The following is a 25,757-nucleotide window of genomic DNA, read 5'->3' on the forward strand; positions in this document are numbered from 1 at the left end:
GATCACCGTACCGGTTCGATTCCGGTCCTCGGCATTATATAGATATGCGCCCATAGCTCAATTGGATAGAGTGTTTGACTACGGATCAAAAGGTTAGGGGTTCGACTCCTCTTGGGCGCGTAGTTTTTTTTATTACCTTAAATAAAATATTTATGAGCGGGAAGTAGCTCAGCTTGGTAGAGCACTTGGTTTGGGACCAAGGGGTCGCAGGTTCGAATCCTGTCTTCCCGATTGAAAGATGTAAGACTTGTGATTATTCACAGGTCTTTTTTTTATTTAAAATGCTTCTTCAGGGAGACAAAGTGATAAACTATCAATATAAGGGAGGCGAATCGGTGAAAAGAACGTGGATCAAAAAAAGTCTGCTGGTCATTCTGCTCGTAGGCATTCTTTTTGTACTTGCAGGGACAGTTTACCTTAAAATGAATACCTATGCACCAAGTGAAGCGGCTTTAGCTGTAGCTAAAACCGGTAAAAGTGAAGATCAGATCTTGTTCTTTGAAGGAGAGCAAGGCAAGCCCGCGATTATTTTCTATCAGGGAGCACTGGTTGAAAAGGAAAGCTACAGTCTTTGGGCACAGGAGGTCGCCAAAGCCGGCTATCCTGTCTATCTAGTAGCCACACCGCTAAATTTGCCCGTACTCCAGCAAAATGCAGCGGAAGCAATCATTGCTGAACATCAGTTGACCGCAGTAGTTATGGGAGGACATTCCTTAGGGGGCGTCATGTCGAGTCGTTTTGTCAGCAGTCATTTGGATCATGCGATCAAAGGGGTCTTCTTTTTAGCCAGCTATCCGGATGAAAAAGGTTCTTTGGAAAACTTTTCTGGTTCGGTATTGTCAATTACTGGTGATCGAGATGGTGTCTTGAATCAGGAGGCGTATCAGGAAGCGCAACGATTTCTACCCGATCAAACGGTCTATGAGGTCATTGCAGGTGGTAATCATGCGGGGTTTGGTAGCTATGGCGAACAAAAAGGCGATCAGTCGGCGACGATTACAAATGAAGAGCAACAGACACAGATCAGTCAGCTACTGATTCGTTGGCTGGAAAATTTAGAATAAAAAAGAAACTGCAGCTAACTACAGTTTCTTTTTTTCGTCTCTGATTTGGATCAGGGAGGCGAGTCTTTCATCGGCAGCTTTACCACTTCTTCGGAAAGATGCGCAATGTTTTTTTAAACCAGTTGGATAGAATTTTGAATAAAGTAATCTCTCATTGTTTTCTCGTATCATTGTAGAAAGGTATTCGTAAGAGATTTTATGCATTAAATACATACTGTCTTTCATGTCTTCAAATCCTTTGATGTTCTTTATGAAAACAGTCTACCATACGTGGACAAAAAATAATTTTTTATGCTATTTTGAATTTGTAATGAAAAAAAGCTGACAAGGTCAAGCAAGTTTTCATTATAGTAACGAGACTTTTTCTCAAAATTAAAACGGTAGTCAAATCGTACAAGGAACAGTTTTTATTGCAGTAAACGGTCGATTACTTTCAAAGGAGTGACATGGAATATGCTAGATGATTTAAAAGTAAAAACTGGTCCACAGTTCTACAAGTATTCTAAAGGCGCCATCGATGAATTTGTTCCAAAATTGTTGGATTATCCATTTTTACAGCTTGCTAAGTTCACATCTGTCCTGACTAAAGAAGCCATTCTAAAGGATAGTCGACAGGCGATCGATGACATGAAGCAGGGCATTGTCTCAGATGCCTTTGTCAATTTATCGGAGATCGTTTTTGCGGTTGGTGGTCTGGGTGACAATTATGCCCGCAATGCAGCGGCTCACGCCATGCATGATGCCATCGGGAAATATTTGCCAGGTAGTCATGCGTATCTGCATGGTGAAAAGGTGGCTTATGGCATTCTTTACCAGATGGCTTTAGAAAAAAGATGGGCCTTGATCGATGGGCTGTTGCCTTTCTATAAAGAACTGGATCTGCCACGATCTTTAGCAGACATGAAGTTATCTCCGTTGTCAGAAGAAGACACCGAAAAAATTGCTGTTTTTATCAACAGTAAAGAAAAAGTACATTTGATACCGATTGAAGTAAATCCAGAAACTATCAAAAAGGCTATTTTCGATTTAGAACATTACATTGATACTAAATAATTGTTATTTAAGTATAATGGTAATAATTTAAAATTGAATTATTTTCTATACATGTCTCAATATGATTGGCACAATAGTTATCAGTTTCTATCAAAATGAGTATATATTTTGCAACTAACGAAGAAGGATAAAGTAGTAAGTAATCTTTATTTTTTAGCCTTAACTATCCAGACAAGGAATGTTCACTGTAACTTCGTAATTTCAATTGAAAAAGACCCTAAATAATAGGCTTACTGACAGTTTCTTATCAGTGTCTATTATCTAGGGTCTATTTTAATCTGGGGAAGGAATAAGCATTGAAAAAGTAGCATCAATTTTTTTAATCGTGTTTCAATAGAACAATAAATAAAATAACGTGAACATTTTTATTGTTCTCGAAACTTAAATTTAATCTTTGTTCTAATTTTGTGGAAAATTCAATCGTTATTTTTCACTATAGTGATGGTCAAAATTTCTTAACAGAGACTGTCATAATGAAGGATAGCACATTTCCAGAGTTAGAATTTTCTTATGCATCCCACATACTTTAGCAAATTCTGATGGAAACATTGTGGAAGATTAAAGACTAATCTAAAAAAGGCTAACAGATTTATTGGTAAAAACTTCATTGGAGAAATATTAGTAGAATCTTTTTATATAGCAATAAATATGAATAACTTATGATACAATAGAAAAAAACAAGGAGGCGGATTTTTGAAAGGACAGATCAGGAAAGCATTGAGTGGTTTTTATTATGTGCAATCTGAGGAAGTGCTTTATCAAACGAGGGCACGCGGCAATTTTCGTAACCGTAAAATCACACCGCTAGTTGGCGATGAGGTAGTTTTTGAAAGCACCAGTTTGACCGATGGCTACTTGCTAGAGATTTTACCGCGACACAACGAACTCGTTCGTCCATCAGTAGCCAACGTGGATCAGGGAGTCATCGTGGCAAGCCTAGTAGAACCTAATTTTTCGTACAATTTACTGGATCGTTTTTTAGTGACACTGGAATACAAGGAGATCGAACCGATCATTTACCTAAGTAAGACCGATCTGACAGACGAGACAGAAACCCTACAGGAAATCGTAGAAAAATACCAAAAAATTGGCTATACTGTGATTGCAGCAACGGAAGACGAGAAGGCTGTTCGCGAGCTGGAGCGTCTGTTTCCAGAGCGACTGACGGTTTTTATGGGACAATCAGGTGCCGGCAAGTCGACCCTATTGAATCGTATCGTCCCAGGTCTAGAGCTGGAGACTGCTGAGATCTCTGAGTCACTTGGAAGAGGAAAGCACACAACACGACACGTCGAGTTGATTCCTATAGCAGAAGGATTGGTAGCGGATACGCCGGGATTTAGCTCAATCGATTTCTTGGATATCGAAGCCAGAGAACTGCCAAAGCAATTTCCTGAATTCGTGGCGGCTTCCAGTGAATGCCGTTTCAGAGAGTGTATGCATGTCAACGAACCTCAGTGCGAGGTGAAAAAACAAGTCAAAGCCGGAGAAATCGCTGCGACTCGTTATGAGAACTATGTCCAATTTTTAGAAGAAATTGAAAACAGAAGACCCGTTTATCGAAAGAAAAAGTAGGAGGAAGTTTATTTATGAAAATCGCACCGTCAATTTTAAGCGCAGATTTTGCGAATCTGCAAAGAGATGTTGAGTTTGTAGAAAAACATGGCGCCGACTATATCCATATCGACGTGATGGATGGTCAGTTCGTCCCTAATATCACCTTTGGTCCTAATGTCGTCAAAGCATTGCGTCCGATCACAAAACTGCCACTAGACGTGCATCTAATGATCGTTGACCCAGAGCAGTATATCCATGATTTTGCGGCCGCAGGTTCAGATATCATCGGGGTCCATGTAGAAGCTACCCCGCATATCCACCGCGCGATCCAAATGATCAAGGCAGAAAACGTCAAAGCCGAAGTCGTTTTGAATCCTGGTACACCAGTGGATGCCGTCAAGCATGTCTTGTCGATGGTCGACCAAGTCTTAGTGATGACCGTCAATCCAGGCTATGGTGGCCAGTCATTTATTGAAGATTCTCTGGACAAGCTACGGGAACTAGCTGCATTGAAAGAAAAACATGGCTACCACTATGACATTCAAGTCGATGGCGGAATCTTCCCGGAAACAGCTCAGCGTTGTAAAGAAGCCGGAGCGAATGTCTTTGTGGCAGGTAGCTACATTTACGATGCAGAACAACCTGAAAAAAATATTCAACTATTAAAGGAAGCGATCCAATAATATGAAGGTACTGATCGTTGGCGGAGCCCCCATGGAGACCTGGCCGCAACTAAAGACAAGCTTTGATTTGTATGTAGGGATCGATCGCGGCGGTTTGTTTTTGCTCCAGCAAAAACTGCCTTTGGATCTGGCGATCGGTGATTTTGACTCGCTGAATCCGACAGAGAAAGAGACGGTTTTTGCCAAAGCCAATAAGGTCGAGACAGCACCGGCTGAGAAAGACGATACCGATACACAGCTGGGATTGGCGTATGTACTTGAAAACTATCCGGAAGCAGTCGTGACGATGATCGGTGTGACAGGTGGTCGGATCGATCACTTTTTAGCCAATCTGTGGATGGTTCTGGAACCAAGGTTTCGAGACCACAGTCAACGAATCTTTTTGAAGGATCAGCAAAATACGATTCAATTTTTGCTGCCAGGTACACATCAAATCAAACAAGAAGCTGGGATGAAGTATTTGGCCTATTGCTGTCTGACCCCTGTCGAGGAATTGACCTTGACGAAGAGTAAGTACACCTTGGATAAGCAGACTATCCATCATCCGATCTCCTATGCCAGCAACGAATTTGTCACACAGGAAGCAGAGGTTTCTTTTCTTTCGGGACAGGTTGCAGTGATTCAAAGTAAAGACAGCTAAGAGGATTTTTAAGCAGACTGCTGTAGCGAAATCTACTGAATGAGGGTCAGTTGCCAAGGGTATTGGTCACTGGCCTTTTGAGATTTAAAAGCCGTGAGTAGGCTCACAGTTGTTCCATGAGCGGAAACCTTTAGCAAGACTTTCTCACAGTAAAGCGCTGTTACGTAAAAGGGTCTGTAAATGAGAACAATGAAATTTCAAAAAAAGCATTAAGAGTGGGGACTTGTCTTTTGTTTAGACGCATTTAGTGGTACAATTTAGGCTATCAGTTTGAAACTTTAGAGGTGCCTCAGTGAAAAAATTTAATCCCAATAAAAATATCATTATTACGTTAATATTAGTGATCATTGCAGTGACTGTCCTGAGTGTGACCGTTGCCAAAAGAGCTTCTTCCGAGAAAAATTCTTTTGCTTCTATAGCAGTCAATGACACTGTTTCGATCGTAGATAGAATCATGTTCGCTCCTGTCCGTTGGTTTGAAAATGGCGTACAGTCGATTCAAAATTTATTTGTGACTTATGAAGAGAACGAACGCTTGAAAGAAAAAATCGATGCGTACGATAGCTTAGCGCAGGAAAATCAAAATTATCAACGAGAAATCGCAGTTCTTAAAGAAGAACTCGAATTGAATGAAACCTTGACTAGCTTTGAAAAAACGACAGCCAATGTCATCACCCGCTCTCCTGATACATGGCAAGATTTATTGGTCGTGGATAAAGGAGCCAATGAAGGGATTGAAATCAATATGGCCGTCATGGCGAAAAAAGGGCTGATTGGACGTGTGATCGAGGTCAATGCCTTTTCATCTAAAATCGAGCTATTGACTTCAGAGAATCAGACTAGCAACCATTATCCTGTCCGTATCAGTACCAAAGACGGCGAGACATTTGGTGTGCTTAAAGGCTATGATGCCGAGAACAACAGATTTGTGGTCGAACAGTTGACCGGTGAAGCAGCCGTTGCCAAAGATGATGTCGTACAAACATCGGGATTAGGTGGCAATTCGCCCGCCGATCTGCTGGTAGGAACGGTTGTTGAAGCAGAAGTCGACAAGTTCGGTCTGGATACCAAGGTCTATGTGCAGCCGTATGCCCAAACGCACGATTTGTCCGTTGTCACGATCATTGAACGAGCGGTGGGAGAATAAGCATGAAAAAAGAGACGATGAACTACTTTATGGCGCCTCTGTTCTTTTTCGTGATGTTGATAGATGCGCATCTGACGAGCACCTTTATCAGCTGGAGTCACGATACCTACGTTTGGGGTGTGCACTTGCTGCTGTTACTGATGCTCTTTAGCGGAAATCTCCTTTCCAAACGCTACATGATCTTGTCGGCGTTGTTGATTGGCAGTATCTTTGATTTGTATTATATTGGTGTACTGGGCATTTATGCTGTCGCACTGCCTTTGGTGATTTGGCTGATGTATATTATGCATGAGGCGATCTATCAAAATATCTTGACCCGCTTTTTCGGAATGATTATTTTGATCACAAGCTTGGAGCTGATCACGGCAGGAATTCAGGTGTTGTTTAACCTAACCGCGATCAATGGGATCTTTTTTGTGACTCGTTTTCTAGGCCCAACTCTTTTGATCAATATTATCTTCTTTTTTGTTCTATACTACCCAATGAAGAGACTATTTGAAAAAAAATAGTTTCTTTTTTTTATGTAAAACGCTGGTATATCAATGCTTACATGCTTTGAAAATAGTTTTCTGCAAATGAAATAATTTTGTAACAATTCCTTTATGGGAATGTCATATGCCTATGTTACAATCTGTTTGTTGCTGAAATGAGTTTAAGAAAAAATAAAGTTCTTAATTAATTGTTAACATTTATTCAATAAAACAAGCAGATGGAGGAATTCATAGTGAAAAGACGTGTACTTACAGCATTACTAACATGTTCATTAACACTTACTGCAGTCCTAGCTCCTAGTGTAGCGTTCGCAGATGATTTCGATCAACAGATCGAACAAAAAAATAAAGAGATCTCAGACTTACAAAACCAACAGGCAAGTCTTCAATCACAAATCAATGCATTAGAAGGCGAAATTTCTTCTATTAATGCCAAAGCACAAGAATTGATGGTGAAACAAGAAGAACTTGCAGAAGAAACTGAGAAATTAAAAGAAGAAATTGCAGATCTTGAAGTACGTATCGAAAAACGTGAAGAAGCGATTCGTAACCAAGCACGTGACGTTCAAGTGAACGGTGGCGATGCCAACGTGGTTGAAGCAGTCTTGAATGCTGAGTCATTGACAGACGCGATTGGTCGTGTACAAGCTGTGACAACGATCGTTAATGCTAATAATGATCTAGTAACACAACAAAAAGAAGACAAACAAGCTGTTGAAGATAAAAAAGCTGAGACAGAAGCAAAAGCAAAAGAAATCGAAGCGAATCAAGTCGAATTGGAAAGCAAAAAAGGCGAGCTTCAAAGCAGTCAAGCAAATCTAGACTTGCTGAAAGCTGATTTAGCGATTCAACAATCTTCTAAAGAAAGTGAAAAAGCCGATTTAGAAACTCGTAAAGCAGAGGCAGAAGCCGAAGCCGCTCGTATCGCTGAAGAAGAACGTCTAGCAGCAGAAGCGCGTGCTCAAGCAGAGGAAGAAGCTGCTCGTATCGCTGAAGAAGAACAAGCCGCAGCACAACCAGCTGCATCGACAACTAGCGCTGTTTCTTCAAATAATACAGCTGCATCAACAAGCAGCAACAGTAGCTCTTCATCATCTAGTCAATCAAGTAGCTCTAGTTCTTCTAATAGTTCTAGTTCAAGTAGCTCTAACTCAAGTAACTCTAGCTCAAGTAACAGCAGTTCATCTTCACAACCTTCAACGCCAGCTCCACCAGCACCAGCGCCATCTCCTTCAAATGGTTCAGTGGTAGATGAAGCGATGAAATATCTAGGCACTCCTTACGTATGGGGTGGAAGATCACCAGGTGGATTTGACTGTTCAGGATTTACACAATATGTTTACCGTCAAGCAACAGGTCGCGAGATCGGTAGCTGGACAGTACCACAAGAAAGTGCTGGAACAATCATTTCTGTAAGTGAAGCTAAAGCTGGAGACCTACTATTCTGGGGATCTCGCGGAAGCACTCGTCACGTAGCCTTGGCTATCGGTGGCGGACAATTCGTTCACGCACCTCGTACAGGTGACGTAGTGAAGATCACTTCAATCTCAAGCTACACACCAGACTTTGCGGTACGTATGTAAGAATTGAATCATTCAAACCAAAAGCTGACGAAACGAATTTCGTCAGCTTTTTTTTGTGCTATAAAAAATAAACCAGAAATAACGCGACACTCAAAAACGGAACAAAAGGCAGCTGCTTGATCCGTTCCCTTTGAATGAACCAATGCAAAGCAAAAGCCATCAGTGCCAGCAGACTGGCAGTCAACAGCAATTGAGAAAATTCCTGTGGAGATAACCATGGTGCCCAGCAAATCAGCAACAAGAGATCACCCAATCCCATGGAATAGTGTAAATAAAGCCAGAAGAAAACAGCTAGCATCAGTGTGATCCCGAGTGTTTCCCAGTAAAAAGGTAGCTGGAGATACAGACAGATTCCCCAAAGGAGCGCATGACCAGGATAAAGAAACTTGGGTTCGACAGTTAAATAAAAAAGATCGGTCAAGGACAGTAGAAAAACAGTCGTCAACCAAATCCAAGCAATGAGCTGATCGGAGAATGCGGACTGCAGCCAGCAGTAGTAAAAAATCCCGCCGTAGACGAGTTCTGCCAGCCAAATGACCCGGGAGAACGACTGTCCGCAACGCTGACAACGAAACCGCAACAGCAGACTGGAAACGATCGGGATCAGCTCCCAACTACGCAAGCTTTGCTGGCAGTGGTCACATCGGGATCTTGAAAACAGAAAAGACTGCTTGAGTGGAACTCTTTGAGCAACAACACAAAAAAAGGAGCCTAGACAGCTACCTATCAAAAAATAAAACATTTTTCATCACCTCTTCATAAAAAACTACGCAAAAAAGCCGAAAACTAGACAATGAATCAGATTTTTTGAATAATGAAAGTATGAAGATTAAGAGGAGGAACATGTGTGAAGAGAAAAGGACTTTTCTCCATTTTACTGGTAATCGGTTTTTTACTAGCTGGTTGTGACCGAGGGATCCCAGCTGAAGAAGCGGCACCGTTATTTATCGATCGCTTCATTTATCAAGAGGAGACCAAGGCGTTCAATGAAAATTTTCAAAATGGAGAAGCATTAGGCACGATATTTGAAGAGCAACAAGAGGTTTTTCAGGAGCACTTTATCGATGGCTTGATTGGTGTCGATGACGTGGTGGCTCAAGAGCAGGCAGATGAGATTTATCAGCAGCTAGCAGCACAGGTGCAGGAAAAGACGACTTATCGGGTCAAGCAGGTCACTGAAAATGAAGACCTTGCGAATATCATTTATGAGATCAACGGCATCTCGATCAAAGAGCTACTGCTGACAATGAGTCAGAAGCTGGTGGAACGGATCCATGACGACAATGCCTTAGCAAAAGATCAGACAAAATTAGTAGAGGAAACCGTGGGGATCTTAAAAGAAGAGCTACCCAATGCCTCGATCAAGGAGCAGCCGGTGGATGTGTCATTGCAAATGAGAAAAGAAAAAGGGCAATGGCAGCTAGTCAATGGTCAAAGCGAAGAATTAAGCGCGATCTATTTAGCTTTCTTTACCGGTTTTAATGACCAGGAACAGTTTGTGGAAGAGCTGACAGAGGCGATGAGCAGTGTCAGTGAAGAAGCAGAAGAGAGCGAATAATTCATGAGAAACTTTCTCATGTAATGGTTTTTGATGTACATTTTCTGTCATTCGTACTATGCTAAATGTATAGAAAATTTAAGGAGGAATTAGGAATGAGATACGAAAAAACAAAAGAAATTCTAAATCAATTGGTAGCAGATCTAAGCCAATTTTCAGTGGTTATCCACCAAACTCATTGGTACATGCGTGGACCTGAGTTCTTGACTTTACATCCACTAATGGACGAATTCATGGATGAAATCAACGATCAATTAGACGTTATTTCAGAACGCTTGATTACTTTGGATGGTGCTCCTTATTCAACTTTACAAGAATTTGCTGACCATACAGGAATCAAGGATGAGGTCGGTACTTATGATCGTACGATCCCAGAACGTATGGAAAAATTAGTTGAAGGCTATCGTTATCTATCAGATCTTTACAAAGAAGGTATCGAGATCGCTAGTGATGAAGACGATGCAAGCACAGAAGACATCTTCACTGGTTTCAACACAGATGTTGAGAAAAAAATCTGGATGATCCAAGCAAAATTAGGTTTTGCACCAAATATCGATCCAGCACATGAAAAAGTAAAATAAGATCAGAAGCCTAAAAAGAAGTGGACTTTTTGAAAGTTCCACTTCTTTTTCATTTTATTGAAAGAAAAACGTTGACTTTATGCGTTATTCTAGGTATTATATTAAATGGTATTGTTTGCCCCACAAGAGCCCCGGAAACTCAAGTGTATGTCAAACATTCGAAATTGAAATTGGAGGAAAAAATCTTGCGTACAACATATATGGCCAAAGCTGGCGAAGTAGAACGTAAATGGTATGTAGTCGATGCGACTGATGTTCCTTTAGGACGTCTTTCAACTGTCGTAGCTTCTGTACTACGTGGAAAAAATAAACCAACATTCACACCTCATGTGGATACAGGTGATTTTGTAATTGTAATCAATGCAGATAAAATTAAATTAACAGGTAAAAAAGCGACTGATAAAGTATACTACCGTCACTCAATGTATCCAGGAGGACTGAAATCAGTCACTGCTGGTGAATTACGTGCTAAAAATTCTCGTCGTTTGATCGAAACTTCTGTAAAAGGCATGCTTCCTAAAAACACTTTAGGTCGCGCTCAAGGGATGAAATTGCATGTATACGCTGAAGGCACACACCCACATGCAGCTCAACAACCAGAAGTTTTAGACATTACTAACTTAATCTAATAGGAGGGAATTTCATTGGCACAAGCTCAATATATCGGCACAGGCCGTCGTAAAAATGCAGTTGCTCGCGTACGTCTAGTACCAGGAACTGGTAAAATTACTGTAAACAAAAAAGATGTTACTGAATATATTCCACACGCTGACTTGCGTGAAGTTATCAACCAACCATTCGGCGTTACTGAAACAAAAGGCGCTTACGATGTATTCGTAAACGTTAACGGTGGTGGATACGCTGGACAATCTGGCGCGATCCGTCATGGTATTGCTCGCGCTTTACTAGAAGTAGATCCTGATTTCCGTTTAGCTCTTAAACGCGCTGGATTACTTACTCGTGATGCACGTATGGTAGAACGTAAGAAACCAGGCTTGAAAAAAGCCCGCAAAGCTTCACAGTTTTCAAAACGTTAATATCCCTTATATATCAACGTTTCTGGCACTTTCCAAATTTATTGGAAAGTGTCTTTTTTTGCAATTGGAACACAAAATGGAACACATTATTGAGTTGCTCCTTGTTTTAGAACCCGATCAAAGGCATTATAGACATCTAAGTTTACAACGTCAGGTGTATTCACATAAATCCTAGTAGTTGTTATTTCAGAGTGTGTTAAAGCTTCTGAAATCTTACTTAAATCTGCACCACCTTGTTTAGCGAGTGTAGCATAAGTGTGTCGTAATTTGTGAGGTGTCAAATGAGCTAAATGTTTATTATACTTCATTATTTTGTTAATTCGGTAATTCAAATAATCACTATGCAAAGGACTGTTAACATCTCCATAGGGTTTCATGTAGGTAAATAGATGCTGGTCAGGAGTTTGTTCAATTCTGAATTTTTCTAGTTCTATCTTTTGCAACTCTTTCCATTTTTGAAGTAATGATACTAATATTTCTGGTATGTGAATGATTGTATCTTTACCACCTTTAGTTTTCTTCATCTTTTTTCTTTTATTCAAAGCGAACTTTAAACGAATCGTATGATTATCAAGGTCAATATGTCTCCATTGCAATGCATAAGATTCACTTTTACGATCTCCTAAATATAACGTCAGCATAAATAAAGTATAATCTTTGAAACTTAAGGACTGATTGTTCAAGCAATTCTGTACAACTTCCAACCATTCAATCAACTCGTTAACAGTCAATGCTTGCTTGCCTTCCTGTTCTTTCTTTTCTTGTAAAGCAATCTTTCTTGGAGAAGTAATACTTTGAATGACTTTTGTTGTTCGATTGAATTCGATATAGCCTAATATTTCAGCTACATCAAACATCGAGTTTACGTAACTCTTCAAAGTTCTAATATTTGCATAGGTTCTGGATTTTTCAGTCAATCCATCTGAAATTATTTCCGTATTTGCATTTAAATAGTTCATTGTATAATTACCAAACATTGGTAATATGTGTAATCTAAAGAGGTCTTTCGTATTTTGAATTGTCATTTCGCTAGGAAGTGTACGTGTTCGTCCAGTTTGTCCTAATTCATAACGAGCAATCCATTTTTTCTGATAGAAATCTTTAAATTTCATATTTCCTTTTATTTCTAAAACATTTGCATTCTCCTCTCGTATCACTTGTGCAATTTTTTTCTTCATATCCTTTTCGGCTTTAGTAGCTAGCTGCTTAGTGGCGAATATTTTTTGGAATTTTTCAGATTTAATACCTGTCAACTCTCTAAATCTTTCTGGGTATCTTAGATTTGTTTTGTATTTACCACTGGCTAATAGTGTAGGCATAGTACCTCATCTCCTTGTTAATATAATGAGGTAGTATATTTCGTTACCTCAATTATAGTGCGCTTAATGAAAAAATTAAAGGCATTTGAAGGTATCCATGAATTCCTTAATATCAGCTACATCAAATCGAATGACTCCATCTATTCTAATATGTGGAAAATTATATAGATTGATCCATTTATCTAAGGTATTATTATCGATACCTAAAAAAGTACAAGTTTGTTTTTTGTTTAAATAAGTTCTTGTTTCCATAGGTTCAACTCCTTATTGACAAAAAAGGGCTGACATAACTCTTCATAATTAGTCGGTCTAGGCAAACCCACAGAAATTTCATCTCCTCTCATACTCGGAGAGGCTACCCAATGTCGTGAGACGTTCAAGGTAGGTGTATCATTATCCTCATTTATAAATCATTGCATTTTCAAGTTCCTAATTCGAAAATAGTATTTCAAATAGAATCGCTCATTCAATGATGAAGTCATGGCGTATTTGAATACATAGCTCCTTATAAATGGAAGGTAACTAATTATGGTATTCAGTTTTCAAGGGGCATTTAGGTTCTAAACCTATGAGAATCTATAATTGTTTATAGATTCTCATAGATACAGAATAATAAAGGAGGAAGTGCAAACTAATTGAATTTTAAAATAGCTATAATCAATTTAGTTTCAAGACATCTGTAAATATAAGGATCAATCGTTTGATTTTTTATTCCATTTGCATCATATATATGTCTGAGTGACAACTTATTCATATAAGGTTCGTAGTGTTTTAAAATTAATTTTATAGCTTCTAAGTTTCCCCTTGAAGCTAGATGAATGATGTAAAAAGGTAATGATTTTTTTGGTAGATAGTCTAAGGATTTAGCTGATTTAATCATTATTCTTCCCCTCCAATTTTTCTTTTAATTCTTTTAAAGCGCAAGAACGTTTGTATTGAACTGTACTTCTAGGTAAATTCATTATTTCTCCAATTTTTTTATCAGTTATCTCTAAAAAATAAGATAATAGAATAATGTCTTTTTTCTCATTTGATAGTTTTGAAATAGCCTTGCTTAATTTATTGTTTTGAACAGGAACTTTTTCATCTAATACTTGATAAAAATCTATGTCTATACTATGTTCGTCAGAAACAAATAGTTGATTAAAAAATGAGGGGGAAAGATCTGAAAAAGAAATTTCTCTTTCTCGTTGTTTTTTTAATCGCCGTTGAATGTCTATCGCTTCATTTCTAAGAGTCTTTTTGCAGAAACTATCAAATTCGGCTATACGTCTTTTTTCGTATTTAATAAAGTTCATAGAATTCCCTCCATTTTTACAACAAGCAGTAATAGCGTCTTATCCTCCTTCGTAATTAAAACGAATCTAATGTGTTCATTTGCCAAAAAAATCACAAATGAATCAAAGAAAAAAGTGTTAGCTTAAAATCTTTAAGATTTTGGCTAACACTTTTTTTATGTTGGGAGCGAGATATTTAAAATTATATATTTAGAATTTTATTCGGCTAACAGTGTGACGTTTACATTGTTTTTAATTGCCTTTGAGTATGGACAAATATCATCTGTTTCTTTCATATAATTTAGTGTTTCTTCTGCAGTTAAGCCATCAATTTTACCAATTAAAGTTACTTCTAAATGCAAAGTAGTATGATCTGGTAAATCTCCTAATAAAGTTACTTCAGCTCTAATAGATCTATTTAAATCTCCATGACCGTCTCTTTCAAGAGGGAATATTAAAGCACCATTAAAACATGCAGCAAATCCAGCTGCGAATAATTCTTCAGGATTAGTAAATCCTTCTTTTTTTGTACCTGCCGTTTTTACTTCTAAAAAACCATTGGTTGATTTACTGATACCTTCACGTCCGCCTGTATTTACAACAGTGGAAACTGACATTTTTTTTGACATATTTTTCATCTTCTTTCTGTATAAATAATTTAATAACCATAGAATTAACTTTTTCAATTCATAAACAAGAACAGCGAAAAAATTTTCGCCCTCTTTTCTCGCCCCTTTTATAACTTTCGTGAAAATTATTTCGTGGTTAACTCTATATTTATAGAGTGTAACTTACCATATAAGAATAATATTGTAAAATAAAAGGGTTTTTAACACGAAAAAAATTTCGTGTTCGGATTGACAAAAAATATGGAAGCGTTTATAATTCGAATTGTATTAAGAAAAAAATTTCGTGGAGGTGAGGAAATGTCATTGAATATTTATGAACAAAGAATTCTGAAGGAGGTCAATGAATCATTAGAAATGGTATCAAATGAGGAGTTTGACGATGCATTAGAACTAATTTCAGAAGCCGAAAAAATTTTCGTCTTAGCATTAGGGAGAGCAGGGTTTGCTATCAAATCTTTCGGTATGAGACTAATGCATATGGGGAAAGAAGCATATGTTGTTGGAGAAACGATAACCCCTAACTTTGAAGCGGGTGATTTATTAATCATTGCTTCGGGATCAGGAGAAACAAAGCAATTTTTACAAATGGCTGAGAAAGCACAAGGCTTTGGAGGAAAAGTTTTAACATTTACTGGTAATGGAAATTCGACACTGGCTAATTTAGCTGATGGAAAGGTAGTTATTCCAGCTCCAAGCAAAAATGTAGATGAAAGTGATTTTATTTCAGTCCAACCTATGGCTTCATTGTATGAACAAAGTGTTTTATTACTAGGAGATGCAATTATTTTAGGATTAATGGAAACGTCAGATAAAGCCAATGAAGAGATGTTTAAGAAACATTCGAATTTAGAATAATTTGGAGGAAAAAAATGGAAACAACAAGTAAGTTAGAAGAGTTGGAACTTATAGCAAATAAAGCGAGAATTGATATTATTGAATCGATTACAGCAGCTAAATCAGGACATCCTGGAGGTTCTTTGTCTGTTATTGATATTTTAACCGTTTTATACTATGACAAAATGAATGTTAGTTCAGAAGAACCTAGAAAAAAAGATAGAGATCGCTTAGTTCTTTCGAAGGGACATGTAGCACCCGCACTATATACTACTTTAGCTAACAAAGGCTATTTTCCTAAAGAGGAGCTTTTAAAATTAAGAAAAGCTGGTGCAATGCTTCAAGGGCATCCTGACATGAAAACAACACCAGGTATAGATGCATCGACTGGATCATTAGGTCAGGGACTTAGTATTGCTAATGGTATGGCTTTATCTGCTAAATTAGATGGAGAATCTCATGATATTTTTGCAATTTTAGGTGACGGTGAAATTCAAGAAGGTCAAATTTGGGAAGCAGCAATGACTTCAGCTCATTATAAACTTGATAATTTGATTGCTTTTGTAGATCATAACGGACTACAAATTGATGGTTCTAATGTAGAGGTTATGAATGTTTTACCTATTGACAAAAAATTTGAAGCTTTTAACTGGCATGTTATCGTTATAGATGGACATAATTTCTCTGAAATTTCTTCGGCTATTGATGAAGCTAGAGAAGTTATAGGCAAACCTACCATGATTGTTGCTAATACTGTAAAAGGAAAAGGCGTATCATTCATGGAAAACAATGCAGATTGGCATGGTGTAGCCCCAAATGATGTACAAAGTAAATTGGCAATTGATGAATTGAGAGGTAAAATACAATGAATTTAGCGACAAGAGAAGCATATGGAAAAACACTAATTGAACTAGCAAGTAATGAAAAAGTAGTTGTTTTAGATGCAGATTTAGCTCATGCAACAAAATCAATGATGTTTCAAAATGTTTGTCCTGAACGATTCTTTAATGTTGGAATTGCTGAAGCAGATATGATTGGAACTGCAGTAGGATTCGCTCTTTCTGGAAAAGTACCTTTTGCAAGTACATTTGCAATGTTTGCTGCTGGAAGAGCGTATGATCAAATTAGAAATTCAGCGTGCTATCCAAAAGTTAATATTAAAGTGGTAGGAACGCATTCTGGCATTAGCGTGGGAGAAGACGGTGGAACTCACCAGGCAATAACAGATATTGCTCTAATGAGAGTATTACCTAATATGACAGTCATTCATCCCTGTGATGATGTTGAAGCAAGACAAGCAGTACTAGCGATTACTGAATATGATGGGCCAGTATATTTACGATTAAGTCGAGTACCAACACCGACAATTCATGATGAAAGTTATGAATTTAAAATTGGTAAGGGAGAAATACTACGAGAAGGAAATAATGTTGCCATTTTTGCTACAGGATTGATGGTTGCAAAAGCACTAGAAGCTGCTCAAAAATTAAGTGAAGAAGGCATTAATGCTTCTGTAGTTAACATTCCAACAATTAAACCATTAGACACTGATCTAATTCAAGAAGTTATTAAGAATGTAGATTCTGTTGTAACTGTGGAAGAGCATAATGTTAAAGGTGGATTTGGTAGTGCTATAAGTGAATTCATTTCTCAAACTACACCTAAGAAGATGAAAATAATTGGTGTTGAAGATAAATTTGGAAAATCGGGAGATCCAAATAAATTATTTGAAATGTATGGTTTAACATCTGAAAATATTGCACTTGGAGCAAAAGAACTTATAGGGAGATGACAAAATGAAAGATCAATTAATGAAATTTGTTAACAAATTGACCAGTATTGGTGGTTCTCTTCAAACACCTATTGCTATTTTACCAGCAGCAGGTTTGCTATTGGCATTAGGAACGATTTTTACTAATCCTGCATTTTTAGAGATGATGCCTTTTGCAGATAATGCAGTAATGTCAAACGTTTTTAATGTATTATTATCAACCGGTGGAATTATTTTTTCAAATTTACCATTGATTTTTGCAGCAGGGGTTGCCATTGGACTAACCAACAATGACGGAGTTGCAGCACTATCAGCAATTGTTGGTTATTTAATTATGAACGTAGCCATTGGTGGTGTGATGGGGATTACACCTGAAATGGTTGCTGGATCTAACATGTATGTTGAAATTTTAGGTATTCCAACAATTCAAACGGGTGTTTTAGGAGGAATTATTGTTGGTGTGCTAACATCATCAATTTTTAATAAATTCCATGACGTAAAATTACCAACTGCTTTAGCGTTTTTTGCCGGAAAAAGAAGTGTTCCAATTATTACTGCATTCACATCATTGTTTTTAGGATTTTTAATGGTATTTATTTGGCCTCCAATTCAAGGTGGAATTAACAATTTGTCTGAGTTTATTGTTAACTTAAATCCTGGTGTATCTGGATTTATGTTTGGTTTCATAGAACGTCTAACAATCCCATTTGGTATGAATCACGTATGGTGGCCAACATTCTGGTTACAAGCTGGTGAATATACAAATGCAGCAGGTCAAGTGGTCAATGGAGATCAATTAATCTTCTTCTCACAATTATCTGATGGTGTTCCTATTACAGCAGGTAACTTTATGAATGGCTTATTCGTACTAAAGATTTTCACAATGCCAGCAGTTGCATTAGCAATGTATCATACAGCTAAGCCTGATCAAAAAGCAAAAGTTGCGGGTATTCTAATGTCAGCAGGTTTAACTTCATTAATCGCTGGTGTTACAGAACCTCTAGAATTTCTATTTATTTTCACAGCACCAGCTTTATTTTTAGTTTATGCTGTTGTTACTGGACTTGGATTTACAGCCATGAATTTATTAGGCGCTCATTTAGGACTATCATTTTCAGGTGGTTTGTTAGACTTCGGATTCTTTAACTTATTGACTACTCGTACTCATTGGTGGATTTTAATACCTGTAGGTTTAGTTTTTGCAGCTATCAACTACGCATTATTTAGATTTGCTATTGTAAAATTTGACTTTAAGACACCTGGTCGAACTGTAGAAACCAAAACACAAGCAACTGGTGTATCTAACTATGATGGAGACCAAATTACAAATATTATCAAAGCTCTAGGTGGTAAAGAAAATATCAAAAATGTTAACGCTTGTTACTCAAGACTACGGGTAGATGTAGTTGATACAGCAGTCGTTGATAAAGACATCTTTGCGGCAGAATTAGAAGCTTCTGGTGTAAGTGTATTAGGAAAAAATGTTCAAGTTATCTACGGAAATAAAGCTGTAGGAATCAAAGAAGCTGTTCTAGCTAACTTACGTGGGGATTCTTACGAACAACCAGCAGTAGTAGCTAAAGAAGCTTCTAACAAAGGTCCTGCTGACTCTAAAAAATTATTAGAAATTGTAGCGCCTGCTACTGGAAGAATTCTAACAATTGATGAAGTTCCTGATCAAGTATTTGCTTCAAAAGCAATGGGCGATGGATTTGCTATAGAACTTGAAGACAATGTCATTTATGCACCTGTATCCGGAGAGATTGTAGGTATCTTCCCAACTAAACATGCCATCTCAATTATCGATAACTATGGAAATGAAGTGTTGATTCACATTGGATTAGACACTGTAAACTTAGAGGGCGAAGGATTCCGATTATTAGTTGAAGTGGGAGATGTCATCAGTAAAAATGATTTGATTGCCGAAGTTAATGTAGATCAAATTAAAAGTAAAGGTTATTCCCTAGTTACGCCTGTTATCTTCACTAATTTAGATAAGAATAAATATAATGTAACTTTAGCAAGCAAAGGAAAAGTTAAAGCCGGACAAAGTAATTTGATTAAGTTGTAATTAGTAAAATAAGTAAATGTTTTAAGGCTGAGACTTTTGTTTCAGTCTTAAAATATTTTAGAAAGAAAAAATAAGCCAGTTATTTGAATGGGAGGATTAAAATGAAATTAGCAATCAGTAATGATCACGGTGGGGTTCATCTAAAAAAAGCAATCTACAAATACTTAGTAGAACTTGGACACGAAGTTGAAGATGTCGGTGTAAACAGTGATGAAAGTGTAGATTATCCTGATTATTCTCGTAAAGTAACAAAGTTGATTTTGAATAAAGAAGCTGATCTGGGAATTTTAATTTGCGGTACTGGAATTGGTATGAGTATAGCTGCTAATAGAAATAAAGGGATTAGGGCCGCCGTTGTGGGAGATGTTTTTTCTGCAAAAGCAACTAAAGAACATAACAATGCTAACATCATTTGCTTGGGTGAAAGAGTAACAGGAGAAGGGTTAGCTTTAATGATTGTAGAAACGTGGCTAAATGCTGATTTTCAAGGTGGACGACATAGTCAACGAATTTCTAAAATAGAAAGTGATACAAGAAACTTATGATTTTAATTAAATGAGTTTTTGTCTTTATAGAACGCTCTATTTCTATTATACTGTAAATAAAACTGGAAGAAATAGGGAGTAAATATGGATGATAAGAATGTTTTAGCATCACTCGAATTAATATACACTGATCTTTTTGAGCAAGAGAAAAAAGTTGCTGACTATATATTGTCTAATCCTTCAAAAGTAACCAATATGAGTGTAACCGAGTTAGCAGAAAAAAGTGGAGCTAGTGAAGCAACTATTATGAGGCTGTCGAAAAAAGCTGGATGTAAGGGTTTTTACCACTTTAAAATTGCTTTGGCAAGAAGCATAAACAATTGGGATGAAATAGCTAAGTTGTCAATAGACTTAACCGATTATAACTCTTCAATTCAAAATATTTTTCTTTCCAAAATAGAGGAATTAAAACAAGGAGCGGATTTAATAGATAGTTCTATGGTAAAAGATAGTCTCGAACTAATAAAGAAATGTGACACTCTTTATATTTTTGGAGCTGGAAATACTAATCCAGTAGCAGTATACGCGGCTTATCAATTCAATCAATATGGAGTAAGATCTATAGTAAATATAGGACCAGAAATGCAAACAAATGCAGCATTTAGTATGACAGAAAATGATGCCTGTTTATTAATCTCAAATTCAGGAAGTACAAACATGATTTTAGATATTGCAAATATAGCTAAGCAGAAATCTGTCCCTTCAATAGCTATTACAAGTTATGCGCAGTCGCCATTAGTACAAATTGTAGATTATGTTATTATGAGCTTCACGAATGAAAAGTTAAGATTTGAAGCAATTAGTTCTACGAGACTTCCACAAGTTGCGATTGTAGACATGTTAATACTTTTGCTATCTAGTGATAAAGAGGGTAACTATAAAAGATATAGCACAGATAGAGAAGAATATTTAGCGAAATACAAAACATAATTTTTAATCTAAAACCCCAACAAATTTGTAATCAATAAATTTGTTGGGGTTTTTAAATGTCTAAAATAAGTAAACTTCTATTATCTAATTATATTACGTAGTAATTACTTGAATTCCAAGCTCTTTATATTTTTTAATTGTATTACTGTTAACACCATTTTCAGTAATAATCGACTTTAGCTTATTTGTTTCATCTACATAAAAGGTTGAAGAAGTATCGAATTTTTCTTTGGTGATCAGAGCTATCGTTTCAGAGCTTTGAATAATAAGTTGTTTTTTTATTATAGATTCATCATAAGAAGGGACTGAAATACCTTTAATACAGTCAATTGATGAAACTCCAAGTATACAAAGCTCGATATTAATATCTTCAATTGCTTTGATGGTAGAACTTCCTTTTAAAACTTTAGAGACTTTTTCTAATTCTCCAGGTAATAATTGAATAGTTATTTTAGGATGATTACATAGAGAAAGAGCTATAACTGGACTGTTGGTAATAACAAGTCCTTCAAAATGTTGAGGAATTTGTTCAGCAAAACTTAAATTTGTACTACCACTATCAATGAAAATGACTTTTTTGTTATCGAGAAATTCAATTGCTTTCAAGGCAATGTTTCTCTTCCTTTCGGAATATTGACTAACACGTTGTTCAAAGTCTATGATTTCATGATTAATATTCAAAGCTCCACCATGAACACGTCTTACTAACCCCTTTTTTGATAATTCTTGTAAATCTTTTCTTATAGTATCCTCAGTAACTCCTAAAATTTCAGTCAAATGGTTTACTAAAACTTTTCCATCTTTTTTAACTAAATCTAGAATAAATTGATGTCTTTCACTTTTTAACAAAATAATCCTCCTAATTAATCGTTTTGTATTGAATTATATCGAAAATAATTGTATCATTAGACATAGATAATTGAAAGTAATCGAATTGTATCGTTTACACTTATTTTTATCTATTTTAACAAAGAAAACAATTTTCTGAAAGTACAATTAGGAGGTAATACAATGGAAAAAGGAATTTTCTCGAAGGTGTTTGCCAAGTATACATTATCAGAAGCATTTACGAAAATTCGTGAGTTTGGATTTACAACTGTACAATTTAATTTTTCAAATGTAGGATTACCAAGCATACCGTTAGAGATTAAGAGTGAAATTATTGAAGATATAAGTAAAGTTTCGAAGGAAACAGGAGTTTCTATTTCAATTATTTCGGGAACTTTCAATACTTTAGAATTAGATGAGGAAAAAAGAAATATTAATATGCGAGGCTTTAATGAAGTAGTGAAGGCTGCTGAAAAGTTAGGTGTACGATACGTTTCAATTTCTACAGGTAGTCTCGATCAGGAAGACTTCTGGCGTGCACATCCTGATAATCATACAGATAAAGCTTGGGGGATTTTGTTTAATTCATTAGATGAAATGATTCGTATGGCTAAAGAACACAACGTTATCATTGTTGTTGAACCAGAACAAGCAAACGTAATTAGTTCAGTAGAAGATACAATTAAACTAATGAAACATTATGACAGTCCCAATTTAAAAGTTTTATTTGATGCAGCAAATATTGTCACTACTTTAGATGTTAATGGATTGGAAGAGAAAATTAATTATGCATTAAAAGAATTAAGTAGTTATATAGAAATCGCACATTGTAAAGATTGTATAGTTTCGAACACTGAAATAAAATTTGCACCAATAGGAAAAGGTAATTTACCTTTGAACTCATATTTAAAAGAATTAAAAAAATATTATAACGGACCAGTCATCATGCATGGTTTGGAAGAAAATGAGATTGAACACGCATTAAAAGTAATTGAATTTTAAAAACCAATAGAAAGAAGAGTGTAATTTATGACAGACATTAAAAAAGAAAACAAGTTATTGAAAATTGGAGTATTAGGTGCAGGACAAATTTCACAAGCCGCACATTTTGATTCTATTAGAAGATCAAACAACGCTGAACTCTATGCTATTTGTGATATTGATGAATTTTTATTGAAAGAGATGGATGCAATTTATCATCCTACAAAACTATATAGAGATTATGATGAAATGTTAGCTGATCCTGAATTGGATGCAGTTGTAATTGGAATTGCAGATAATTTTCATGTGCCAATGACAATCAAGGCTGTTGAAGCTGGAAAGCCAGTATTAGTTGAAAAACCTCTAGGTATGTCAATTGAGGAAGTTGAAGAATTAGGTGAAATCGTTAAAAAACATAATGTGCATGTTCAAGTTGGGAATATGAAAAGATTTGATCCAGGTATAGAAGCAGCAAAAGACTTTGTCGATCAAGAAATGGGTGAAATGCTAGCTCTTAAGGCTTGGTATTGTGATAATACTTATCGTTATACTACAACGGATAATATTCAACCTGTAATTCTAGTTGGACCAAATGCTAAAAAACCAAAAGGTGATCCCAAGGCTGATAAGCGACGCTACTACATGAGAGGCCATGGGAGCCATTTATTCGACACTGCTCGATATTTAGGTGGAAATATTGTCGCTGTTAAAGCATGGTTGACAGAAAAATATGGTTCTTATTCTTGGTTTGTAACTGCTGAATTTGAAAATGGATTCGTTGGTCAATTAGATTTGACTTTACAAGTTCGAATGGATTGGCATGAAGGATTTGAAGTATATGGTGAGCATGGTTCTATTGTAGCGAAAACATATAATCCATGGTTCTTTAAAGGAAGCGATGTAGAAATTTTTAAATCATCTGATGATAGTTTCCATAGACCGATTGCAGCAGATGGTCACTTTTATCGTCGTCAAATAGAAGATTTTGCCCGTACAGTTTTAACAGGTGAAAAAGGAAGAGGAGCAACTGTTTTTGATGGAATTGAAACAATGAAGATTATGCAAGCCGTACAAAAATCAGTTGAAACTGGTGAAACTGTGAGAGTTGACTCTGTTTCTGGAGAGCTATAAGGAGAAATTAGATGCCTAAATTTAATTATGATGGAATTGATTTTCACTATGAAGATGATAAAAATAATGGATTACCATTTATTTTTCTTCATGGATTAGGTGGAGATGTAAATCAAACACTTGATATTTTAAATGATATTCCGAATATTAGACGAATTGCAATAGATTTTCGCGGACATGGTAAAACTATTGAATTTGGAGACGAAAAAAAATTAAATTTTAATCAATTTGCAGATGATATAAAAGCATTTGTCGATTATCTAGAACTAAATAGTTTTATAATTGGTGGAATTTCTACAGGTGCGGGAGTAGCTTTAAATTTTACCATTCGTTATCCTAAAGGAATTGTAAAATTAGTTTTATCAAAACCTGCTTGGGATGATAAACCTCAACCTGTTGTTATTCAAACTGCTTTCAAAACAATTTATATGATTATGAATGATGATTCAATTGAAGATAAAAAAGAAGCATTTAAACAAACTGAAATTTTTAATGAGTTAAATGACATATCTCATTATGCAGGCTCAACATTATTAGGACAGTTTGACTATCCATACGCTAAAAGTGCGTCATTAAAGTTGATTAAGATTCCTTCTGATTGTCCTAGCAATAATAAAGATGATTGGGCAAATGTAAAGATACCCACATTAATCTTAGGATCGGAACTAGATCCATTACACCCTATGGATTTTGCCAAATTACTTTATGAAGCAATGCCTTGTTCAGATTTTAAAGAAATCACTTCAAAGACCATTTCTGGAACGAAACATAAAGTGGATTCTGTCAATGCTATCAGTGAATTTATTACAAAGGATTGATGGAGGTGAAGAGTATGAAAATTATTACAGCCATTGATTCTATGAAAGGCTCACTTAGTAGTATTCAAGCAAATAATGTTATCGAACAAGTTTTTTCTAGTCAAGATATATCAGTAAAAAAAATTGCAATAGCTGATGGAGGAGAAGGAACCGTAGAGGCTTTCATTGAGAATTATGGTGGTTCTTATCAAAAAGCAAATGTGCATAATCTTATTGGAGAAGAAATGCAAGCTACTTTTGGATGGATTGAAGAAGAAAAGCTAGCTATTATTGAATCTGCTGATACGTCAGGTATTCAGTTCTTAGATGGGACTGTAGCTACTCACCCATCTAATACTAATAGTCGCGGCGTCGGAGAAACAATTCTAGCAGCTTTAGATTTAGGAGCCAAGAAAATTATTGTTGGTTTGGGTGGAACAGCAACAATTGATGGAGGTATAGGTGCTTTAAACGCTTTGGGCGTGGAATTTCTAGACAATAATCATAAAAATATAGAACCTTTTGGCGAAAATTTATCAAAGATTCAAGAAGTAAATTCTGCGAACATCGATCAACGATTGAATGATATTGAATTGATTATTGCTTCGGATGTTACTAGTCATTTGACAGGAACTAAAGGAGCAGTATATATGTTTGGAACACAAAAAGGACTTATGAAATCAGAACTTGATGAATATGAAGAATCATTAAAAAGCTTTCAAGACAGAGTTTTACTTGGTCAATCAACTGAAGCTGGAGATGGAGCAGCAGGTGGCTTAGGTTTTGGTTTACGCACATTACTGAAAGGAAAAATCGTTTCAGGCTTTTCTCTTTTAGTAGAGTATTCCACGTTGATAGAAGAATTAAACGGAGCAGATCTCGTAATTACAGGTGAAGGTAAAATAGATGATCAAAGCTTACAAGGAAAAGTACCTGTTGGAATTAGTCGTTTGGCAAAAGAAAATAAAATCCCTGTTATAGCTTTTGTAGGTTCTGTAGAAGGAAATCCGAAATCTTTTAAAAAACAAGGTTTAAATGTAGTTATCCCTATTGTTGATAAAATAATGTCTATAGATCAAGCTATGAAAAATGCTAAAGAAAATCTAACCAGAGTAGCTGAGCGTACTAAAGATATATTATTTATTTTAGTGGATAGTATTAATTAAAAACCTTGTTTATATTAGACAAAAACTAGATTTTAAACTAAAAATAAGAACATTGAATGAGCCCAAACAGGTGCGAGTTTATGA

General features: G+C 36.3%; 28 protein-coding genes, 2 tRNA genes and 1 pseudogene. 24 read left to right on the top strand and 7 right to left on the bottom strand.

Features of this window, described 5'->3' with window-relative positions; genetic code table 11:
* Positions 1 to 46 precede the first annotated feature (46 nt).
* The 10 genes and pseudogenes from ACWODM_RS14255 to ACWODM_RS14300 all read left to right on the top strand — a co-directional run bounded on the left by ACWODM_RS14255 (position 47) and on the right by ACWODM_RS14300 (position 8,218).
* A tRNA-Arg gene (locus tag ACWODM_RS14255) sits at positions 47 to 120 on the top strand.
* Between the two features lie 37 nt (positions 121 to 157).
* Positions 158 to 231, top strand: a tRNA-Pro gene (locus ACWODM_RS14260).
* Positions 232 to 335: 104 nt separating this feature from the next.
* Entirely contained in the window at positions 336 to 1,064 is a 729-nt protein-coding gene (locus tag ACWODM_RS14265) for an alpha/beta hydrolase (RefSeq protein ID WP_455322019.1), read from the top strand.
* Positions 1,065 to 1,610: 546 nt separating this feature from the next.
* A pseudogene (locus ACWODM_RS14270) lies at positions 1,611 to 2,117 on the top strand (iron-containing alcohol dehydrogenase family protein); the annotation flags it as partial.
* Positions 2,118 to 2,810: 693 nt separating this feature from the next.
* Positions 2,811 to 3,692, top strand: a complete 882-nt coding sequence (gene rsgA / locus ACWODM_RS14275) for a ribosome small subunit-dependent GTPase A (RefSeq protein ID WP_455322020.1) — start codon at positions 2,811 to 2,813, stop codon at positions 3,690 to 3,692.
* A gap of 14 nt (positions 3,693 to 3,706) precedes the next feature.
* A complete protein-coding gene (gene rpe / locus ACWODM_RS14280; protein WP_455322021.1) occupies positions 3,707 to 4,357 on the top strand; it encodes a ribulose-phosphate 3-epimerase in 651 nt (216 codons plus the stop codon).
* Between the two features lies 1 nt (position 4,358).
* Entirely contained in the window at positions 4,359 to 4,997 is a 639-nt protein-coding gene (locus tag ACWODM_RS14285; protein WP_455322022.1) for a thiamine diphosphokinase, read from the top strand.
* A gap of 292 nt (positions 4,998 to 5,289) precedes the next feature.
* Entirely contained in the window at positions 5,290 to 6,144 is an 855-nt protein-coding gene (gene mreC, locus ACWODM_RS14290) for a rod shape-determining protein MreC (RefSeq protein WP_455322023.1), read from the top strand.
* 2 nt (positions 6,145 to 6,146) lie between these two features.
* Positions 6,147 to 6,653 carry a rod shape-determining protein MreD gene (gene mreD / locus ACWODM_RS14295; protein WP_455322024.1) on the top strand — a complete coding sequence of 169 codons (507 nt, stop codon included), beginning with the start codon at positions 6,147 to 6,149 and terminating at the stop codon, positions 6,651 to 6,653.
* Between the two features lie 215 nt (positions 6,654 to 6,868).
* Positions 6,869 to 8,218: a C40 family peptidase gene (locus ACWODM_RS14300; RefSeq protein ID WP_455322025.1), complete on the top strand. Its 1,350-nt coding sequence runs from the start codon at positions 6,869 to 6,871 to the stop codon at positions 8,216 to 8,218.
* 58 nt (positions 8,219 to 8,276) lie between these two features.
* Here ACWODM_RS14300 and ACWODM_RS14305 read toward each other — a convergent pair whose 3' ends face one another.
* Complete coding sequence (locus tag ACWODM_RS14305; RefSeq protein ID WP_455322026.1) at positions 8,277 to 8,960, bottom strand: prepilin peptidase; 684 nt, start codon at positions 8,958 to 8,960, stop codon at positions 8,277 to 8,279.
* 105 nt (positions 8,961 to 9,065) lie between these two features.
* Between ACWODM_RS14305 and ACWODM_RS14310 the strand changes: the two genes are divergently transcribed.
* The 4 genes from ACWODM_RS14310 (at position 9,066) to rpsI (ending at position 11,394) form a co-directional block, all read left to right on the top strand.
* Positions 9,066 to 9,776 carry a DUF5105 domain-containing protein gene (locus ACWODM_RS14310; protein WP_455322027.1) on the top strand — a complete coding sequence of 237 codons (711 nt, stop codon included), beginning with the start codon at positions 9,066 to 9,068 and terminating at the stop codon, positions 9,774 to 9,776.
* Positions 9,777 to 9,871: 95 nt separating this feature from the next.
* Complete coding sequence (locus tag ACWODM_RS14315) at positions 9,872 to 10,357, top strand: Dps family protein (RefSeq protein ID WP_455322028.1); 486 nt, start codon at positions 9,872 to 9,874, stop codon at positions 10,355 to 10,357.
* A gap of 182 nt (positions 10,358 to 10,539) precedes the next feature.
* Complete coding sequence (gene rplM / locus ACWODM_RS14320; protein ID WP_455322052.1) at positions 10,540 to 10,986, top strand: 50S ribosomal protein L13; 447 nt, start codon at positions 10,540 to 10,542, stop codon at positions 10,984 to 10,986.
* Between the two features lie 15 nt (positions 10,987 to 11,001).
* Positions 11,002 to 11,394, top strand: coding sequence for a 30S ribosomal protein S9 (gene rpsI / locus ACWODM_RS14325; RefSeq protein ID WP_455322029.1), 393 nt, complete (start codon positions 11,002 to 11,004; stop codon positions 11,392 to 11,394).
* Positions 11,395 to 11,480: 86 nt separating this feature from the next.
* On the opposite strand, the gene ACWODM_RS14330 is transcribed toward rpsI, so the two are convergent.
* The 5 genes from ACWODM_RS14330 to ACWODM_RS14350 all read right to left on the bottom strand — a co-directional run bounded on the left by ACWODM_RS14330 (position 11,481) and on the right by ACWODM_RS14350 (position 14,619).
* Positions 11,481 to 12,713 carry a tyrosine-type recombinase/integrase gene (locus ACWODM_RS14330; protein ID WP_455322030.1) on the bottom strand — a complete coding sequence of 411 codons (1,233 nt, stop codon included), beginning with the start codon at positions 12,711 to 12,713 and terminating at the stop codon, positions 11,481 to 11,483.
* Between the two features lie 75 nt (positions 12,714 to 12,788).
* Positions 12,789 to 12,965: a helix-turn-helix domain-containing protein gene (locus ACWODM_RS14335; protein ID WP_455322031.1), complete on the bottom strand. Its 177-nt coding sequence runs from the start codon at positions 12,963 to 12,965 to the stop codon at positions 12,789 to 12,791.
* A gap of 379 nt (positions 12,966 to 13,344) precedes the next feature.
* The gene (locus ACWODM_RS14340; RefSeq protein ID WP_455322032.1) at positions 13,345 to 13,593 is read right to left on the bottom strand and encodes a helix-turn-helix domain-containing protein; all 249 of its coding nucleotides are present in this window, start codon (positions 13,591 to 13,593) and stop codon (positions 13,345 to 13,347) included.
* On the bottom strand, positions 13,586 to 14,011 hold the full coding sequence (locus tag ACWODM_RS14345; RefSeq protein ID WP_455322033.1) for an RNA polymerase sigma factor: 426 nt from the start codon (positions 14,009 to 14,011) through the stop codon (positions 13,586 to 13,588). Before ACWODM_RS14345 ends, ACWODM_RS14340 begins: the two co-directional genes overlap by 8 nt.
* Before the next feature lie 197 nt (positions 14,012 to 14,208).
* The gene (locus ACWODM_RS14350) at positions 14,209 to 14,619 is read right to left on the bottom strand and encodes an Ohr family peroxiredoxin (protein ID WP_455322034.1); all 411 of its coding nucleotides are present in this window, start codon (positions 14,617 to 14,619) and stop codon (positions 14,209 to 14,211) included.
* A gap of 297 nt (positions 14,620 to 14,916) precedes the next feature.
* Between ACWODM_RS14350 and hxlB the strand changes: the two genes are divergently transcribed.
* From hxlB to ACWODM_RS14380, 6 genes are all read left to right on the top strand, one after another.
* Complete coding sequence (hxlB, locus tag ACWODM_RS14355) at positions 14,917 to 15,474, top strand: 6-phospho-3-hexuloisomerase (RefSeq protein WP_455322035.1); 558 nt, start codon at positions 14,917 to 14,919, stop codon at positions 15,472 to 15,474.
* A 14-nt stretch (positions 15,475 to 15,488) separates the two neighbouring features.
* Positions 15,489 to 16,322: a transketolase gene (locus ACWODM_RS14360; protein ID WP_455322036.1), complete on the top strand. Its 834-nt coding sequence runs from the start codon at positions 15,489 to 15,491 to the stop codon at positions 16,320 to 16,322.
* A complete protein-coding gene (locus ACWODM_RS14365; protein ID WP_455322037.1) occupies positions 16,319 to 17,245 on the top strand; it encodes a transketolase family protein in 927 nt (308 codons plus the stop codon). Before ACWODM_RS14360 ends, ACWODM_RS14365 begins: the two co-directional genes overlap by 4 nt.
* A 4-nt stretch (positions 17,246 to 17,249) precedes the next feature.
* The gene (locus ACWODM_RS14370; protein ID WP_455322038.1) at positions 17,250 to 19,295 is read left to right on the top strand and encodes a glucose PTS transporter subunit IIA; all 2,046 of its coding nucleotides are present in this window, start codon (positions 17,250 to 17,252) and stop codon (positions 19,293 to 19,295) included.
* 101 nt (positions 19,296 to 19,396) lie between these two features.
* On the top strand, positions 19,397 to 19,840 hold the full coding sequence (gene rpiB / locus ACWODM_RS14375) for a ribose 5-phosphate isomerase B (RefSeq protein ID WP_455322039.1): 444 nt from the start codon (positions 19,397 to 19,399) through the stop codon (positions 19,838 to 19,840).
* 84 nt (positions 19,841 to 19,924) lie between these two features.
* Positions 19,925 to 20,770: a MurR/RpiR family transcriptional regulator gene (locus ACWODM_RS14380; protein WP_455322040.1), complete on the top strand. Its 846-nt coding sequence runs from the start codon at positions 19,925 to 19,927 to the stop codon at positions 20,768 to 20,770.
* Positions 20,771 to 20,863: 93 nt separating this feature from the next.
* Here the strand turns inward: ACWODM_RS14380 and ACWODM_RS14385 are convergent, their stop codons facing one another.
* Positions 20,864 to 21,619: a DeoR/GlpR family DNA-binding transcription regulator gene (locus tag ACWODM_RS14385; protein ID WP_455322041.1), complete on the bottom strand. Its 756-nt coding sequence runs from the start codon at positions 21,617 to 21,619 to the stop codon at positions 20,864 to 20,866.
* 162 nt (positions 21,620 to 21,781) lie between these two features.
* Between ACWODM_RS14385 and ACWODM_RS14390 the strand changes: the two genes are divergently transcribed.
* Genes ACWODM_RS14390 through ACWODM_RS14405 form a run of 4 tightly spaced genes read left to right on the top strand, consistent with a single transcriptional unit; the run spans position 21,782 to position 25,673 of the window.
* Positions 21,782 to 22,600 (top strand): sugar phosphate isomerase/epimerase family protein, encoded by an 819-nt coding sequence (locus ACWODM_RS14390; RefSeq protein WP_455322042.1) that lies wholly within the window; start codon positions 21,782 to 21,784, stop codon positions 22,598 to 22,600.
* Between the two features lie 27 nt (positions 22,601 to 22,627).
* The gene (locus ACWODM_RS14395; RefSeq protein WP_455322043.1) at positions 22,628 to 23,710 is read left to right on the top strand and encodes a Gfo/Idh/MocA family protein; all 1,083 of its coding nucleotides are present in this window, start codon (positions 22,628 to 22,630) and stop codon (positions 23,708 to 23,710) included.
* 11 nt (positions 23,711 to 23,721) lie between these two features.
* Entirely contained in the window at positions 23,722 to 24,528 is an 807-nt protein-coding gene (locus ACWODM_RS14400) for an alpha/beta fold hydrolase (protein WP_455322044.1), read from the top strand.
* A 14-nt stretch (positions 24,529 to 24,542) separates the two neighbouring features.
* Entirely contained in the window at positions 24,543 to 25,673 is a 1,131-nt protein-coding gene (locus ACWODM_RS14405; RefSeq protein WP_455322045.1) for a glycerate kinase family protein, read from the top strand.
* Positions 25,674 to 25,757: the final 84 nt, after the last annotated feature.

Source organism: Enterococcus olivae (genome assembly GCF_053760925.1).